The sequence below is a fragment of the Streptomyces sp. MMG1533 genome, assembly GCF_001279775.1.
Lineage (GTDB): Bacteria > Actinomycetota > Actinomycetes > Streptomycetales > Streptomycetaceae > Streptomyces.
In genome coordinates this window covers 53,453-69,120 of record NZ_LGDG01000260.1, presented here as the reverse complement: position 1 = coordinate 69,120, position 15,668 = coordinate 53,453, and the positions used below count along the sequence as shown (strand labels likewise).

Below are 15,668 nucleotides of genomic sequence, written 5' to 3'. Positions count from 1 at the left end.
GGTCGCCCGGGTCGGGTGGGCCGGTGGGGCGGTCACCAGCGGGCGGGGGGCGGTGCCGTCAGTTCGTCCGCCAGCCTGGAGAGACGGTCACGGAAGCGCCGGTGACGTCGCGGCGCCGGCAGTGAGCTCTCCCCGGCCGCCGCGCTCACCAGGTGCTGCACGCTGTCCAGGTCCAGCTCCGCCCCGTCCGGCACGGTCAGCGACTCGTGGGCCATCGCCGTGAGTTCGTCGCCGCCGGCGCCCAGTGCCAGCACCGTCGCCCCGGCCCGCCGGGCGTCGTGCACCCGCTCCAGCAGCGGATCACCCGGCCCGTGAGGAGACACGACCAGCAGCGTCTCGCCCCGCCGCGCGGCGGCCAACCGCCCTGGCCCGACCGACAGATGCGCGGGGTCGGACGCGCGCGCGTCGTGCCGTACGAGAGTCGGGGCGAGTTCCGGCGTCCCCGACCACGCGGCCTCGTCCACCAGGTGGGCCGCGAGATGCCACGGCTCGTACTCCGTCGTGCCGACGAGCAGCAGACCGCCTCCGTACGACACCACGGATCCCCGCAGCGACGCCGCGAACCGGCGTGTGGCCCCCAACCACTCGGTCCCGGCGAGCACTTCGCGCAGCAATGCGACCCGTACGGCATCCATGCGACCGCATCCTGCCGCAACCAGTGCCTCGCGGACAGCGGTTCACCCCGAATTCGCCCAACTTGGGCAAAGGAGGGCCCGCTGTTCGGCAGGCGTGCGCACAGGCCGGCCGCCCGTCCTCCCCCGACCGTCGGCACGTGCCCGTGACGCGGCTCACCCGAGCCTTCGCCGTGGGCAAGGCGGACGTAAAGTCGGCCCATGACCTCTACCGACAGTGCACAGAAGGCCCCCGCCAAGGATCCCTGGGACCTCCCCGACGTCTCCGGACTGGTCGTCGGCGTGCTCGGGGGCACCGGCCCGCAGGGCAAGGGCCTCGCCTACCGGCTCGCCAGGGCGGGCCAGAAGGTGATCATCGGCTCGCGTGCCGCGGACCGCGCCCAGGCCGCCGCCGATGAGCTCGGCCACGGCGTCGAGGGTGCCGACAACGCCGAGACCGCCCGCCGCAGCGACATCGTGATCGTCGCCGTGCCGTGGGACGGGCACGGCAAGACCCTGGAGTCGCTGCGCGAGGAACTGGCGGGCAAGCTCGTCGTGGACTGCGTCAACCCGCTCGGCTTCGACAAGCAGGGCGCGTACGCGCTGAAGCCGGAGGAGGGCAGTGCCGCCGAGCAGGCCGCCGCCCTGCTGCCGGACGCGAGGGTGACGGCCGCCTTCCACCACCTGTCGGCGGTCCTGCTCCAGGACCCGGAGATCGAGGAGATCGACACCGACGTGATGGTGCTCGGCGAGGTACGTGCCGATGTGGAGATCGTCCAGGCGCTGGCCGGCCGCATCCCCGGCATGCGCGGCATCTTCGCCGGGCGGCTGCGCAACGCCCATCAGGTCGAGTCGCTGGTCGCCAACCTGATCTCCGTGAACCGCCGGTACAAGGCGCACGCGGGACTCCGTATCACCGACGTGTGAGCGCATGGGGGACACTGTTCGGCACAGCAGTGCAGTGTCCCCCGACAGGAGAACCACCCCATGCCCCGCCTCGCCCTCTACGCCCTCGTCGTCTGCCTCCTCGCGGTGGCCGCGGCGGTCGTCTCCTTCGCCCAGGGCAGCTTTCTGGGGATCGTGTGGGTGCTGCTCGCAGGACTGTCGTCCAACATGTGCTGGTACTACGTGAAGCGCGAGAAGGTCCGGAAGTCCGTCACTGGCTGACCTGGCAGAACTCGTTCGTGCCCTGCCAGAAGCGGTACAGCTCCTGACCGCAGTACGTGTCGAAGTCGCTGATCTGGAGGCTCTTCAGGATCGAGTCGACCACGTCGAAGAACGCGCTGTTGACCGCCGGGAGCCACAGCAGCGCGAACACGAACAGCAGGCCGAAGGGCGCGAACGGCTCCACCTGGCGCTTGATGTCGTACGACAGCCAGGGCTCGATGACGCCGTAGCCGTCCAGGCCCGGGACCGGCAGGAAGTTCAGGATCGCGGCGGTCACCTGGAGCAGGGCGAGGAAGGCGAGGGCGAACCGGAAGTCGCGCGGCACGCCGTCCAGGGAGTCCAGCCAGAACGGGGCCGTGCAGACGATCGCGAACAGGACGTTCGTCAGCGGACCGGCCGCCGAGATCAGACTGTGCCGCCAGCGGCCCTGGATCCGGCCGCGCTCGATGAAGACGGCACCGCCGGGAAGACCGATGCCGCCCATGATCACGAAGAGCACGGGGAGCACGATGCTCAGCAGGGCGTGCGTGTACTTCAGCGGGTTCAGCGTCAGATAACCCTTCGCGCCGACCGAGATGTCGCCGCTGTGCAGGGCGGTACGCGCGTGTGCGTACTCGTGCAGGCACAGGGAGACGATCCACGCGGCCGTCACGAACAGGAACACCGAGAACCCGGGCTGCTCGGCGAACCCGGTCCAGGTGGCCCAGCCGGTCACCGCCGTCACGGCGAGGATCCCGACGAAGACGGGGCTGATCCGCCGGTCGCTGTGGCGGGTGGTGGCGGTGGTCATGGGGCTCCCTGGCCTCTCGTGCACGCGGTGGGACTGCCCGACCGTACCGGGCGTACAGGGAAAACGTCTCGCGGTCCCCATGGGGTTCCGTGGAAGGTAAGGGCATGGGGCTTTGGCATGTGTTCTACGCGGACTGGCAGATGGAGTGTTGTGGCACGCCGTTCTCGCTGGGGGACGAGGTGAGCTGGCCGCTGCTGCTCAGCGACGCGGACGAGGTGCTGGGCGGCGGCTGGCACGACCAGCTCACCAAGATCGTCGGCCCGGTGGAGGACGTGCCGGGCGAAGAGGAAGAGGGTGCCTCGCGGGTGGTGCGGGAGGACACGGGCCTGGTGGTCGCCCTCCAGGAGCATCCCGTGCACCTCGTTCCCCCGGAGGGACCGGGCGCCGTGCGGCCGGGGGACCGGATCCGCTCGGTCGGTCTCCTCACGGTCCAGACGCACGGCGCCGAACTCCCCGAGGTCCGCGGGCGGGTGCGGGCGATCCAGGTGCTGACCCAGGGCTTCGCGGAGCCGGAGTCCGGGTCGGAGGCCGCGTGGGAGCCGGTGCCGGGGGAGCGGTGGCTGCGGTCGGTGGACAGGTGCCCCAAGTGGTTCACCGGTGACCGAAGCCGTTCCGAGGCGGGCGCGGTGGTGACCCTGGAGGTCCCGGGCACGGACTCGTGGCTGTCGTACGCCGTGCGCGAGGCGAGCGGCATCCCGCACGAGGGCGCGAACCCCGGCGCGGAGACGGAGGGAGTCCCGCCGGACGCCTTGGCGGCCCTGCTGGAGACCTTCAGCAGGGTCCGGTGAGACCCGGCATGACGCACCGGCGACCCCGCGGGACCGGGCGCCGACACGTGTGGTCCGGCCGAGCCCGGCACCGCCGGTCCGCGCCGCACCGCCGGAACCCCGTGACCGGCCCCGACGCCACCGGAGACAATGGACCCCGTGCGCTACCGCATCCTCGGCACCACCCAGGCCCTCCGCCCCGACGGCACGCTCGTCCCCGTGGGCGGGGCGCGGCTGCGTGCGCTGCTGACCGTGCTGGCGCTGCGGGCGGGCCGGACCGTGCCCGCGGGGCTCCTCGTCGAGGAGGTGTGGGGGGACGGTGACCCGCCCGCCGACGCGACGGGCGCGTTGCAGGCGCTGGTCGGGCGGCTGCGCCGGACGCTCGGCGCGGACGCGGTCGCCTCGGTGGACGGCGGCTACCGGCTCGCCGCCGCGCCCGACGACATCGACCTGCACCGTTTCGAGCGGCTGGCGGGCGAGGGCGCCCGTGCCCTGGCCGACGGCGACCCCGCGAAGGCGGCCGTCGTTCTCGACGCGCTCGCCCTGTGGCGCGGCCCGGCCCTCGCCGACCTGCCCGACCGCACCGCCGAGGCGGCCCGTCGGCAGACCCGGCACCTCGACGTCCTGCGCGCCCGCCACACCGCCGCCCTCGCCCTCGGCCACGCCGAACACTCCCTGCCCGAACTGACCGCCCTGTGCGACACCCACCCCCTGGACGAACCCCTCCAGTGCCTGCGCCTGCGCGCCCTGCGCGACGCGGGCCGCACGGCGGAGGCACTGGCCGCCTACGAGGCCGTACGAGAACTCCTGGCAGACCGACTCGGCACGGACCCCGGCCCGGAACTCAAGGCGCTGCACGGGGAGTTGCTCCGGCCGGAGGGCCGGGGCGGGCCCGCCCCGGGCGGCGGTCGACAGGGCTCAGGCAGGTTCGGAGGCGGCGGCCGGCCGGGCTCCGGCGCGCCTGCGAGTGGGCGCCGGTCGGGTTCCGGCGCGCAGGCGGCCGGGCCGTCGCGCGTGGCTGACGGGGGTGGCCGGCAGGCCTCGCCGTCCGATGCCACGGACGGGCGCACGCTCGGCCCGCCGGCCGACGGGGGTGACGGGGATGCGTTCGGTGCGCGGTCCGGCGCCGGGGACGGCGCACAGGGCCCGTCCGGGCCTGAGGGGTCCTCCGACGTCCCCGGCCCGCGCGGCCCGCACGCCCCGCACAGCCTGTCCGGCCCGCGCGGCCCCGAGGCGGCTGCCCGGGCTCCCGGTTCCGGCGGCCCGTCCGTCCTTGCTCCCGGCCACCGTGTTACCGCCTTCGCCGGTCCTGCCGGGGACGCGTATGCCTCCGGCCCGCACGGCCCGCACGGCCCGCTCGGTCTGGCGGAGAGCGGCAAGAGCGGCGGGCACGGACCTGCTCGGGGTGGCCTGGGGCCGGAGAGGCCGGAGAGACCGGACAGGGCCGGACAGGGCCGGACAGGCCGGGAGACCAGGCAGACCAGGCAGACCGGACACCGGACAGGCCGGGAGACCGGGCAGACCTGGAGACCGGGCAGGCGACGCGCCCGCCTCGTCGACGCCCCGGGGCCCGGCGTTGGCCCGGCGTTGGCCCGGCATCGGCCCCGCGCTCCCCGGAGCGCCAGGCGCGTGGCGAGCCGATGTCACTCGCCGACCGCCGACCGGCGCGGCACCCCGCCAGATTCCCCCGGGATTCCCTGAAGGTGCCCCCTCCCACCGTTCGTGCGAAGGTGTTCTACGAGCGTGCGCCCAGGGGTGTAACCCGCTGCCACCCGGGTTACCCGACCCCGGCACGTCGATCAGCGAGGGCGTCCCGGGCCCGCGCAGGGACGCCGGATGGGAACGCCATGACCAGCGGCTTCACCGGCTCAGAAGGCTACGACCCCTTCGGAGAATTCCTCGCCCGCTTCTTCGGCGGACCGCGCCCCGGTCCCCGCCAGATCGACATCGGACGGCTGCTCAGTCAGCCCGCCCGGGAACTGGTGCGGGGCGCCGCCCAGTACGCCGCCGAACACGGCAGCCGGGATCTGGACACCCAGCATCTGCTGCGGGCCGCGCTGTCCGCCGAGCCGACCAGGAGCCTGCTCAGCCGCGCCGGGGCGGATCCCGACTCCCTCGCCACGGAGATCGACGAGCGCTCCGGCCCGGTCCAGCACCCGCCGGGCGAGGTACCGCCGCCGACCTCGCTGTCGCTGACGCCGGCCGCCAAGCGCGCCCTGCTGGACGCGCACGACCTGGCCCGGGCGCGCGGCGCCGGCCACATCGGCCCCGAGCACGTGCTCAGCGCCCTCGCCGCGAACCCCGACTCGGCGGCCGGGCACATCCTCAACTCGGCCCATTTCGCGCCCTCGGGTCTGCCGCCCCAGGCGGCTTCGGACGGCGGGCAGGTCCGCAGCGAACGCCCGCGCTCCACCGGAACGCCCACCCTGGACAAGTACGGCCGCGATCTCACCGACCTGGCCCGGCAGGGCCGTATCGACCCGGTGATCGGGCGGGAGGAGGAGATCGAGCAGACCATCGAGGTGCTCTCGCGGCGCGGCAAGAACAACCCCGTGCTCATCGGTGACGCGGGCGTCGGCAAGACCGCCATCGTGGAGGGGCTCGCCCAGCGCATCTCCGAGGGCGACGTACCGGACGTGCTCAGCGGGCGGCGGGTGGTCGCCCTGGACCTGACCGGTGTGGTCGCCGGCACCCGCTACCGGGGCGACTTCGAGGAGCGGTTGAACAACATCGTCGACGAGATCCGGGACCACTCCGACCAACTGATCGTCTTCATCGACGAGTTGCATACGGTCGTCGGCGCAGGAGGTGGCGGCGAGGGCGGGTCCCTGGACGCCGGCAACATCCTCAAGCCGGCCCTGGCCCGCGGCGAGCTGCACATCGTGGGCGCGACCACGCTGGAGGAGTTCCGCCGGATCGAGAAGGACGCGGCGCTGGCCCGCCGCTTCCAGCCGATCCTGGTGCCGGAGCCCACCCCCGCGGACGCGATCGAGATCCTGCGCGGACTGCGCGACCGCTACGAGGCCCACCACCAGGTCCGCTACACCGACGAGGCGTTGGTGGCGGCCGTCGAGCTGTCCGACCGCTATCTCACCGACCGCCGGCTGCCGGACAAGGCGATCGACCTGATCGACCAGGCCGGAGCGCGGGTACGGCTGCGGGCGCGGACGAAGGGCACGGACGTCCGGGCCATGGAGCACGAGCTCGAGCAGCTCAGCCGGGACAAGGACCAGGCGGTCGCGGACGAGCAGTACGAGCAGGCCATGCAACTGCGCGACCGCATGGTCGAGTTGAAGAAGCGGATCGGCGAGGCCGACGGTGGCGGCGCGGCCGACGAGGGGCAGCACCTGGAGGTGACGGCGGAGGCCATCGCCGAAGTGGTGTCCCGGCAGACCGGCATCCCCGTCAGCAGTCTCACGGAGGAGGAGAAGGACCGGCTGCTCGGCCTGGAGGAGCATCTGCACGAGCGGGTGGTCGGCCAGGAGGCGGCGGTCCGCGTGGTCGCCGACGCGGTGATGCGCTCCCGCGCCGGCCTGGCGAGCCCGGACCGGCCGATCGGCAGCTTCCTCTTCCTCGGCCCGACCGGCGTCGGCAAGACCGAGCTGGCGCGGGCACTGGCGGAGGTCCTGTTCGCCAGCGAGGAGCGGATGGTCCGCCTGGACATGAGCGAGTACCAGGAGCGGCACACGGTCAGCCGTCTGGTCGGCGCCCCGCCCGGGTACGTGGGCCACGAGGAGGCCGGCCAGCTGACCGAGGTCGTGCGCAGGCACCCGTACTCGCTGCTCCTGCTCGACGAGGTGGAGAAGGCTCACCCGGACGTCTTCAACATCCTCCTCCAGGTCCTCGACGACGGTCGGCTGACCGACTCCCAGGGCCGCACGGTCGACTTCACCAACACCGTCATCGTCATGACCAGCAACCTCGGCTCGGAGGCGATCACCCGGCGCGGTGCGGGCATCGGCTTCGGGGCGGGCGGCGCGGAGGCGGACGAGGAGGCGCGGCGCGAGCAGATCCTGCGGCCGCTGCGGGAGCACTTCCGGCCCGAGTTCCTCAACCGGATCGACGAGATCGTCGTCTTCCGCCAGCTCACCGCCGAGCAGCTGCGGCAGATCACCAACCTGCTGCTGGAACGGACCCGCCGGCTGCTGCACGCGCAGGGCATCGCGGTCGACTTCACCGACACGGCCGTCGACTGGCTCGCCGAGCGCGGCTACCAGCCGGAGTACGGCGCCCGGCCGCTGCGCCGCACCATCCAGCGCGAGGTCGACAACCAGCTGTCCCGGCTGCTCCTGGACGGCCGGATCGCCGAGGGCGGCCGGGTGACGGTGGACGCCGAGGACGGGCGGCTCGCGTTCCGTACGGAAGACCTGCCGCCCGCCGCTGAGCTGTGACCCCTACGGCGCCGGGGACACCACCATCGCCGAGCCGCCGCCGCGTCGTACCTTCTCGGCGGCGGCCAGCCACTTCCCGCCCGGCAGCCGCTGTACGGCCGTCGCCGCGCCGATCTCCGGGTTCAGCTTGAAGGAGTGCCCGATGGCCTCCAGCTGCTTCGCCGCCTCGCTGCCGTAGAGCCCGGGTTCGAGCTCGGTCTGGGCGGCGTTGCGCTGGCTGGCACGCGGTGCGGCGATCGCGTCGACCAGGGGCAGTCCGCGGTCGAGGAACTGGGTGAGGGTCTGCAGCACGGTGGTGATGATGGTCGCGCCGCCGGGCGAACCCAGCGCCACCACCGGCTTGTTGTGCTTGTCCAGCACGATGGTCGGCGAGATCGACGACCGCGGCCGCTTGCCCGGACCGGGCAGGTTCGGGTCGTGGACGGCCGGGTTGGCCGGCGCGAAGGAGAAGTCCGTCAGCTCGTTGTTGAGGATGAACCCCCGGCCGGGGACCGTGATGCCGCTGCCGCCGGTCTGCTCGATGGTGAGCGTGTAGGAGACGACGTTCCCCCACTTGTCGGCCACCGTCAGATGCGTGGTGTTCTCGCCCTCGTACGTCGTCGGCGCCGCCGTTCCCCCGGTCGCGCAGGAGGCCGGGTTGCGCGGGTCTCCGGGCGCGACCGGGCTGGTCAGCACCGCGTCGTCCTTGATGAGGCACTCCCGCGAGTCGGCGTACTTCTGCGACAGCAGTTCCTTCGTGGGTACGTCCTCGAAGGCGGGGTCGCCGACCCAGCGCCCCCGGTCCGCGAACGCGATCCGGCTCGCCTCGATGTAGCGGTGCAGGTACTGGACCTCGCTCGCCTTCGAAAGGTCCGTGTTCTCAAGGATGTTGAGGGCCTCGCCGACCGTCGTGCCGCCGGACGAGGAGGGCGCGATGGAGTAGACGCCGAGGCCGCGGTACGAGGTCTTGGTGGGCGCCTGGAGCTTGGCGCGGTAGGCCGCGAGGTCCTTCTCCGAGAGGTCGCCCGGGCGGGCGTTCCAGCCCGAGGCGGGGTCCACGGGCGGCTTGTTCACGGTGTCGACGATGTCCTCGCCGAGGTCACCGTGGTAGATCGCGCCGGCCCCCTTCCTGCCCAACTCCGCGTAGGTGCGGGCGAGATCGGGGTTCTTGAAGGTCGAGCCGACGACGGGGAGCTGTCCGTTCGGCAGGAACAGCTCGGCGGTGTCGGGGAAGTAGCGGAACCGGGTCTCGTTGGAGGCCGTCTGCGAGCGGAAGGTGTCGTCGACGACGAACCCCTCGCGGGCGATCCGCTCGGCTGGTCCGAGAACGCTGCCGAGTCTCTTGCTGCCCCACTTGTCGAGCGCCGTCTGCCAGGTGGCGGGCGTGCCCGGTGTACCGACGCTGAGCCCGCTGCTGACGGCGTCGGCGAAGGCGAGCGGCTTGCCGTTCTCCAGGAACAGGCCGGAGTCGGCGGTCAGGGGGGCGGTCTCGCGGCCGTCGATCGTCTGCACCGTGCGGGACTTGGCGTCGTAGTAGACGAAGTATCCGCCACCGCCGATGCCGGAGGAGTAGGGCTCGGTGACGCCGAGCGCGGCGGCCGTGGCGACGGCCGCGTCGACCGCGTTGCCGCCCTTCTTCAGCACCTCGATGCCGGCGGCGGAGGCGTCCGCGTCGACACTGGCCACGGCGCCGCCGTAGCCGACGGCGAGGGGGACCTTCTCAACGGCTGTGCTCTGATCGGTCGGTGGCGCCGCCCCCACCGACACCACGGCGGCCGAGACCGCGAGAACCGACAGTTTCCGTGCGACAGGGCGACGCATCCGAACCTCCAGCCAGAAGACCGTTCGCGCAGCTTATTCGATCGCTATCGCCTCGTCAGGAAGGCGCGGAGAGCCCGTCTCGAACACCGGTTTGCGTTCGCCCGCTAGCATGCGCGCCCATGAATGACGACGTGCGCAACATCGTCCTGGGCGTGGTGGCCGCCGGCATCAGTGCCGCGCTCGGCTGGCTGGCCCGGACCTACCTGTGGAAGCGGAAGCTCCGCCGCAAGCAGGCCTTCTTCGGGCTGCCCGACAACTCCGAGTCTCTATTGGTGGTCAACCGCGGCGCCGCCGGCCCCGACCTGGCGGTGATGCGCTACGACGTGTTCGCGCTCCTCGAACTGGCGGCACTGATCAAGGACTGCAACGCCCACGCCCAGGTCGTCCCGCACGACGCGGCACGACAGGGTTTCGGCGAGCGCACCGAGTTCTGTGTGGGCGGCCCGGCCTCGAACCGCCGAATGGCGGCGCATCTGTCCTCACTGCTCCCCGGCGTGCGGGTGAACGTGGACGCCGAACCGACTCCCGACCGCGGGGCCTTCCAGGTCGGCTCCGAGCGCTACCGCGTGGAGGTCGGCAGGACCGAGCACGCGCTCCTTGCCCGGCTCACCGTCGACGAGAGCCACGGCACCCGCCCCGTCTTCCTCTTCTGCGGTCAGACCGCGATCACCAACCAGGCCACGACGCGCTATCTCGCCCGCAACCACGAACGGCTGACGCGCAAGTACGGCAACTCCGCCTTCGTCCTCCTGCTGAAGGTCGTCAACTCACAGGCGTACGGGCCCGATGTCGTCGAACTCGTCGCGGACGTCACCCGGGAGGCACAGACACCCCTGCCCACCCCGGCGGCTCCGCGCAACTCCCACCGGGCCTCCTAGGTTTCAGCACATACCAACAATCGTTACTCCCACGTAACTTACCGACGGGTTACTTCCGGTAAAGGGCCGAGGTTACCGTCTGGTCACTTTGTAGTTACACGAGTGATCACATGAGGAGTGACCCGTGGGACACCATCGCAAGGCCCTGCGTACGACCGCCGTGGGTGCCGTCTCGGCGACGCTGATCGCCGGCAGTGCCCTCGGGCTCGCCCCCGCCGCCCAGGCCGATACCGCCATCCGCTTCGTCGACATCGCCGGTGACGGCGGCACCGTCCTCAAGGCGAACGTCATCACGCCCGCCGGCTCCGACGGCACGCGCCGCTACCCGCTGCTCGTCATGCCCACGAGCTGGGGCCTGCCCCAGGTCGAGTACCTCGCCCAGGCCCAGAAGCTCGCCAACTCCGGTTATGTCGTGGTCAGTTACAACGTGCGCGGCTTCTGGCAGTCGGGCGGCGAGATAGAAGTCGCGGGCCCGCCCGACACGGCCGACGCGTCCAAGGTCATCGACTGGGCGCTCGCCAACACCCCGGCCGACGCCCAGAAGGTCGGCATGGCCGGTGTGTCGTACGGCGCCGGGATCAGCCTGCTCGCCGCCGCGCACGACAAGCGCATCAAGGCGGTTGCCGCCCTCAGCGGCTGGGCCGACCTGATCGGTTCGATCTACTCCGGCCGCACCCAGCATGTCCAGGCCGCCGGGCTCCTGGACGGCGCGAGCCTGGTCACCGGCCGCCAGAGCGCCGAAGTGCGGCAGATCTTCGACGACTTCTACGCCTCCAACCTGGCCAAGGAGCCGGAGATCATCGCCTGGGGGAAGAAACGTTCCGCAGCGACCTATGTCGACCAGCTGAACCAGAACGGCGCCGCGGTCATGATGGCCAACGCGTGGGGCGACACGGTCTTCCCGCCCAACCAGTACGCGGACTTCTACGAGAAGCTGACCGGCCCCAAGAGGCTGGAGTTGCGCCCCGGCGACCACGCGACCGCCGAGATCACCGGGCTGTTCGGGCTGCCCAACGACGTGTGGACGGACACCGAGCGCTGGCTCGACCACTACCTCCAGGGCGAGGACAACGGCATCGACCGTGAACAGCCGGTCCAGCTCAAGTCCCGTTCCACGGGCGGCTACGAGGGCTACCCGGACTGGAAGTCGGCCGGAGCGACGCGGAAGAAGATCGCCCTCGCGGGCACGACCACGATCCACGCGAACGTCGACTCGGGGGCGAACGGCGGAGTCGTCTTCCTGTCCAGCATCCTCGACCAGGTCGCCCGGCTGCCCCCGATCGCCTCGATCCCCCTGCTCCCCCGCCGCTGGGCCGCCGTGTGGCAGTCGGAGAAGTACACCGTCGCCCAACAGGTGCGCGGCACGGCGAAGTTGCACACCACTCTCACTGCGACCAAGGAGAGCGGCACCCTCGTCGCCTACCTCTACGACGTGGGGCCGCTCGGCCTCGGCAAGCTGGTCAGCAACGCGCCGTACACCTTCCACGGGCAGACGCCCGGGAAGCCGTTCGACGTCGACCTGGAGCTGTTCTCCACGGCCTATGACGTCCCGGCAGGGCACCGGTTGGCCCTGGTGGTCGACACGGTCGACCCGCTCTACATCGAGCACAACCCGTCCGGCGCGCAGCTGACCTTCTCCTCGCCGGCCACCGACCCGTCGTACGTGTCGATTCCGCTGCGCGAGCAGTGATCTCCGGCTGCTGCCGGGCGGGTATGAGCCCTGCGAGCTGCCACCCCCCTACGGTGTCGGGGCCGTGGGGGGATCCCCACCCGGCAGCAGCGTCCCCGGTTCGACCGCGGCGGCCTCCCTGGCCCCGGGTTCGGGACTGCGCCGCTCCGGCCGGGACACCCGGCCGGCGAAGCCCACGGGCTTCTTGCGGTGGTCATTGATGGTGCAGGTGTCGATGCAGTGGTCGGTCAGCTCGTTCTGCAGGGTGGTTTCGCCGCCCTTCTTGACGCGGGCGGACGCGAGCGGCGCGGTGCACGGCGGCGCGGCCGGGGCGGAGCGCACACGGGTGGTACGGAACACGGTTCGCACTCCCCCGCTCAGTGCTTGAGGATCTTGGAGAGGAAGTCCTTGGCGCGCTCGCTGCGCGGGTCGGTGAAGAACTCGTCGGGGGTGCGCTCCTCGACAATGCGGCCGTCGGACATGAACACGACGCGGTTGGCGGCGGAGCGGGCGAAGCCCATCTCGTGGGTGACGACGACCATGGTCATGCCGTCCCGGGCCAGTTGCTGCATGACCTCCAGGACCTCGTTGATCATCTCCGGGTCGAGAGCCGAGGTCGGCTCGTCGAACAGGAGCGCCTTGGGCTCCATCGCGAGGGCGCGGGCGATGGCCACGCGCTGCTGCTGGCCGCCGGAGAGCTGCGCCGGGTACTTGTCCGCCTGGGAGGCGACGCCGACGCGGTCGAGGAGCTCGCGGGAGTGCTTGTCGGCCTGCTCCTTCTTGCGTTTGCGGACCTTGACCTGCGCCAGCGAGACGTTCTGCAGGACGGTCTTGTGAGCGAACAGGTTGAAGGACTGGAACACCATGCCGACCTCGGCGCGAAGCCCCGCGAGGGCCTTGCCCTCTTCCGGCAGGGGCTGCCCGTCGAGCGAGATGGACCCGGAGTGGATGGTCTCCAGCCGGTTGATCGCCCTGCACAGTGTCGACTTCCCGGACCCCGAAGGTCCGATGACCACGACCACCTCCCCCTTGCCGACGGTGAGGTTGATGTCCTGCAGGACATGCAGCTCCCCGTAGTACTTGTTGACGTCACGCAGTTCGATCAACGGATCGACGGCCATGCCCAGCCCTACTCACTCTCAGCTGTCGTGGTTGCCGAAACTTATCCGGGCAAGATCGTAGTTAAGGTACGACACGCACTTTTCGGGCATTAGCCGTATTTACATCGCCCTTGGGCCAGAGCTTCACGCTTCGGCAACCTCGGCGTACAGCTGCGAGAGTTCGGGAACCCCGCTGCCGGCCCATTCGTGCCCGGAGGCCACGACGTCGAACTCACGGCCGGAGGCGAGCCGGATGACGGGCTGGCCGCTGGGCCACAGGTCCCACGCGGCGCCGGGAACCGTGCGCACGATGACCGTGCCGAGATAGAGCCCGGCGTCGTTGCCGAGCCACGGCAGGACCTCCTCGTCGTCCCGCCAGCGCGGCACCAGCTGGTCCAGCGCCTCCAACGAGGCGGCCGTGTCGTCGAGTTGGACGCCCTCCCGGGACGCCTGGGAGCGCAGCAGCTCGCATTCGGCGAGGAGTTCGGCGATGCCCTCGGGATCGAGGGCGCCGGGCTTCTCACGCCGGTTGCCCAGAAAAGGGATCTTCATACGCCCAGCGTGTCATTCGCACCGCCGTGCGCACCACAGGCGCGCGGGCCGTCGATTCCGGTCGACTTCACGCCGAGTTCGCGCATGGCTCGTTGACGCGTCACCCGTGTCTCTTTAGCTTCGCGATGCGTCCTCCGTCTCGTCGTGAGCGGGTGGTGATCGGGAGGAGTCGGTGGTGCGCCGATGCTTCGCGGGTCCGGCAGTCGTCCTCGCCCTGTTCGCGGCCCTCGTCCCGGGGAGCGCCACCTCGGCTGCCCTCGGAAGAGAGGCTGGTCCTGTCCCGCTGGAGCGGCTCTTCGACAACACGGCCGTCAGCGACGACGCCCGCCCGGGTGAGGCGGACTTCGACGGCTTGGGCGCCTCACTGTCCTCGCGGGACCTCACGGCCGCCGGCTGGACGCCCGGCCGCGCGCTCACCGTGCAGGGCGCCCGGCTTACCTGGCCCCGGCGGGCGGCGGGCGAGCCGGACAACGTGCGGGCCGACGGGCAGGACGTGCGGGCGGGCGGCCGCGGTGACGCGCTCGCCTTCCTGGTCGCGGGCACGGCGGGCACCCCGGTGAGCGGCACCGGCACGGTCGCGTACGCCGACGGCACCCGCTCGCCGTACCGGCTCAACGCCCCCGACTGGCGCGGCGGCCCGCTCGCGACCAAGGCGGTGGCACTGCCCCACATCAACACGCCCGCCGGCCAACTCGCCGAGCAGGCACGGCTGTACGTCGCGACAGTGCCGCTCCGCCCGGGGCGCCGGGTCGTCTCCGTACGGCTGCCGCACGCGACCGGACTGCACGTGTTCGCGCTGTCGGTGCGGGCATCCTCGTCCGGCTGGACGGGGAGTTGGGCGGCGGCGACCTCCGGGCAACCGGCCGTGGGGCCCTGGTCGGACCGGACGCTCAGGCTCGTGGTGCACACCTCGGCGGGCGGACCGCGGGTGCGGCTGCGTTTCGACAACACCTTCGCCGCGGCGCCGGTACGGATCGGGAGCGCGACGGTGGCGGTGCAGGCGGAGGGCGCGGCGCCGCGGGACGTGCCGGTGCCGTTGTCCTTCCGGGGTGCGGCGAGTGCCGAGATCCCGGCGGGGGCGCAGGCGTTCAGCGATCCGCTCGACTTCGCGGTACCGGCGGACGTCAATCTGCTGGTGAGCTTCCATCTGCCCGATGCGGTGTCCGCGGCGCCTGTGCACCGGCTCGCGGCGCAGCGGTCGTACGTGAGCGAGCCGGGCGACCATGCGGCGGACGGTTCCCCGGCGGCGTACACCTCGGTGGTGACGAGCTGGCCGCTGCTGACCGGCGTGGACGTGGGCGGCGGGCCGGGGTCGGTGGTGCTGCTCGGGGACTCGATCACCGACGGGGACAAGTCCACGGTGGACGCCAACCGGCGGTGGCCCAATGCGCTGGCCACACGTCTGCTGGGCCAGGATGTGGTCCCGCACTATGGGGTGCTCAACCAGGGGATCTCCGCGAACCGTGTGGTCGCCGACCGGTATCCCGGCGACGGGGTCTCCACGGACACCGGCGGGGTGAGCGCGCTGAACCGGTTCGACCGGGACGTCCTCGCGCAGACGTCCGCGCGGACGGCCGTCGTGTTCGAGGGCGTCAACGACGTGCGGTGGGGTGCGACGGCGGAGCAGGTGATCACGGGACTGCGGGAGCTCGCCGCGCGGGGGCACGCGCGGGGCCTGCGGATGCTGGCGGCGACGGTCCTGCCGTGCGAGGGCGAGGCACGCTGCACGGCCGCCGTCGACGCCGAACGGGTCGCGATCAACGCGTGGCTCCGGACCACCGGCGAGTTCGACGGCGTGCTCGACTTCGACGGCGTGGTGCGCGACCCCGCGCATCCGGCGCGGCTGCTGCCCGCGTACGACAGCGGGGACCATCTGCATCCGGGGGACACGGGGCTCGCCGCACTGGCAGGCTCGGTGGATCTGCGGCTGCTCGCCGGGTGAT

13 protein-coding genes and 1 pseudogene are annotated in these 15,668 nt (G+C 71.9%); 8 read left to right on the top strand and 6 right to left on the bottom strand.

Annotation, left to right across the window (positions count from 1 at the left end):
- Positions 1-32 precede the first annotated feature (32 nt).
- Positions 33-635, bottom strand: a complete 603-nt coding sequence (locus tag ADK57_RS38650; RefSeq protein ID WP_053754370.1) for a hypothetical protein — start codon at positions 633-635, stop codon at positions 33-35.
- A 198-nt stretch (positions 636-833) separates the two neighbouring features.
- On the opposite strand from ADK57_RS38650, the gene npdG reads away from it, so the two are divergent.
- Together npdG and ADK57_RS38640 are read left to right on the top strand one after the other, a co-directional pair.
- Positions 834-1,538 carry an NADPH-dependent F420 reductase gene (gene npdG, locus ADK57_RS38645; protein WP_053754369.1) on the top strand — a complete coding sequence of 235 codons (705 nt, stop codon included), beginning with the start codon at positions 834-836 and terminating at the stop codon, positions 1,536-1,538.
- Between the two features lie 60 nt (positions 1,539-1,598).
- Positions 1,599-1,778 carry a hypothetical protein gene (locus tag ADK57_RS38640; protein ID WP_053754368.1) on the top strand — a complete coding sequence of 60 codons (180 nt, stop codon included), beginning with the start codon at positions 1,599-1,601 and terminating at the stop codon, positions 1,776-1,778.
- Here ADK57_RS38640 and ADK57_RS38635 read toward each other — a convergent pair.
- A complete protein-coding gene (locus ADK57_RS38635; RefSeq protein WP_053754367.1) occupies positions 1,768-2,568 on the bottom strand; it encodes a site-2 protease family protein in 801 nt (266 codons plus the stop codon). The genes ADK57_RS38640 and ADK57_RS38635 overlap by 11 nt on opposite strands.
- A 104-nt stretch (positions 2,569-2,672) precedes the next feature.
- Here ADK57_RS38635 and ADK57_RS38630 point away from each other — a divergent pair, with 104 nt between their 5' ends.
- From ADK57_RS38630 to ADK57_RS38620, 3 genes and pseudogenes are all read left to right on the top strand, one after another.
- Complete coding sequence (locus tag ADK57_RS38630) at positions 2,673-3,356, top strand: DUF6578 domain-containing protein (RefSeq protein ID WP_053754366.1); 684 nt, start codon at positions 2,673-2,675, stop codon at positions 3,354-3,356.
- Between the two features lie 129 nt (positions 3,357-3,485).
- Positions 3,486-4,248 (top strand): annotated as a pseudogene (locus tag ADK57_RS52670) (AfsR/SARP family transcriptional regulator); the annotation flags it as partial.
- Between the two features lie 934 nt (positions 4,249-5,182).
- Positions 5,183-7,726 (top strand): ATP-dependent Clp protease ATP-binding subunit, encoded by a 2,544-nt coding sequence (locus ADK57_RS38620; RefSeq protein WP_053754364.1) that lies wholly within the window; start codon positions 5,183-5,185, stop codon positions 7,724-7,726.
- A gap of 3 nt (positions 7,727-7,729) precedes the next feature.
- On the opposite strand, the gene ggt is transcribed toward ADK57_RS38620, so the two are convergent.
- Positions 7,730-9,526, bottom strand: coding sequence for a gamma-glutamyltransferase (gene ggt / locus ADK57_RS38615; protein ID WP_053754363.1), 1,797 nt, complete (start codon positions 9,524-9,526; stop codon positions 7,730-7,732).
- Between the two features lie 119 nt (positions 9,527-9,645).
- Here ggt and ADK57_RS38610 point away from each other — a divergent pair, with 119 nt between their 5' ends.
- Positions 9,646-10,404: a hypothetical protein gene (locus ADK57_RS38610; protein WP_199830775.1), complete on the top strand. Its 759-nt coding sequence runs from the start codon at positions 9,646-9,648 to the stop codon at positions 10,402-10,404.
- Between the two features lie 124 nt (positions 10,405-10,528).
- Positions 10,529-12,094 carry a CocE/NonD family hydrolase gene (locus tag ADK57_RS38605; protein ID WP_053754361.1) on the top strand — a complete coding sequence of 522 codons (1,566 nt, stop codon included), beginning with the start codon at positions 10,529-10,531 and terminating at the stop codon, positions 12,092-12,094.
- 48 nt (positions 12,095-12,142) lie between these two features.
- Here the strand turns inward: ADK57_RS38605 and ADK57_RS50685 are convergent, their stop codons facing one another.
- The 3 genes from ADK57_RS50685 to ADK57_RS38590 all read right to left on the bottom strand — a co-directional run bounded on the left by ADK57_RS50685 (position 12,143) and on the right by ADK57_RS38590 (position 13,725).
- Positions 12,143-12,433: a hypothetical protein gene (locus tag ADK57_RS50685; protein ID WP_199830774.1), complete on the bottom strand. Its 291-nt coding sequence runs from the start codon at positions 12,431-12,433 to the stop codon at positions 12,143-12,145.
- A 17-nt stretch (positions 12,434-12,450) separates the two neighbouring features.
- Positions 12,451-13,194, bottom strand: a complete 744-nt coding sequence (locus ADK57_RS38595) for an amino acid ABC transporter ATP-binding protein (RefSeq protein WP_053754359.1) — start codon at positions 13,192-13,194, stop codon at positions 12,451-12,453.
- Positions 13,195-13,317: 123 nt separating this feature from the next.
- On the bottom strand, positions 13,318-13,725 hold the full coding sequence (locus tag ADK57_RS38590) for a DUF6278 family protein (RefSeq protein WP_053754358.1): 408 nt from the start codon (positions 13,723-13,725) through the stop codon (positions 13,318-13,320).
- A 175-nt stretch (positions 13,726-13,900) separates the two neighbouring features.
- Here ADK57_RS38590 and ADK57_RS38585 point away from each other — a divergent pair, with 175 nt between their 5' ends.
- Entirely contained in the window at positions 13,901-15,667 is a 1,767-nt protein-coding gene (locus tag ADK57_RS38585; protein ID WP_053754357.1) for an SGNH/GDSL hydrolase family protein, read from the top strand.
- Position 15,668 lies beyond the last annotated feature (1 nt).

Coding starts and splice junctions, on each gene's coding strand:
- ADK57_RS38595 (WP_053754359.1), bottom strand. CDS start 13,194: ATGGCCGTCGATCCGTTGATCGAACTGCGTGACGTCAACAAGTACTAC.
- ADK57_RS38650 (WP_053754370.1), bottom strand. CDS start 635: ATGGATGCCGTACGGGTCGCATTGCTGCGCGAAGTGCTCGCCGGGACC.
- ADK57_RS38640 (WP_053754368.1), top strand. CDS start 1,599: ATGCCCCGCCTCGCCCTCTACGCCCTCGTCGTCTGCCTCCTCGCGGTG.
- npdG (WP_053754369.1), top strand. CDS start 834: ATGACCTCTACCGACAGTGCACAGAAGGCCCCCGCCAAGGATCCCTGG.
- ADK57_RS38610 (WP_199830775.1), top strand. CDS start 9,646: ATGAATGACGACGTGCGCAACATCGTCCTGGGCGTGGTGGCCGCCGGC.
- ADK57_RS38635 (WP_053754367.1), bottom strand. CDS start 2,568: ATGACCACCGCCACCACCCGCCACAGCGACCGGCGGATCAGCCCCGTC.
- ADK57_RS38590 (WP_053754358.1), bottom strand. CDS start 13,725: ATGAAGATCCCTTTTCTGGGCAACCGGCGTGAGAAGCCCGGCGCCCTC.
- ggt (WP_053754363.1), bottom strand. CDS start 9,526: ATGCGTCGCCCTGTCGCACGGAAACTGTCGGTTCTCGCGGTCTCGGCC.
- ADK57_RS38630 (WP_053754366.1), top strand. CDS start 2,673: ATGGGGCTTTGGCATGTGTTCTACGCGGACTGGCAGATGGAGTGTTGT.
- ADK57_RS38620 (WP_053754364.1), top strand. CDS start 5,183: ATGACCAGCGGCTTCACCGGCTCAGAAGGCTACGACCCCTTCGGAGAA.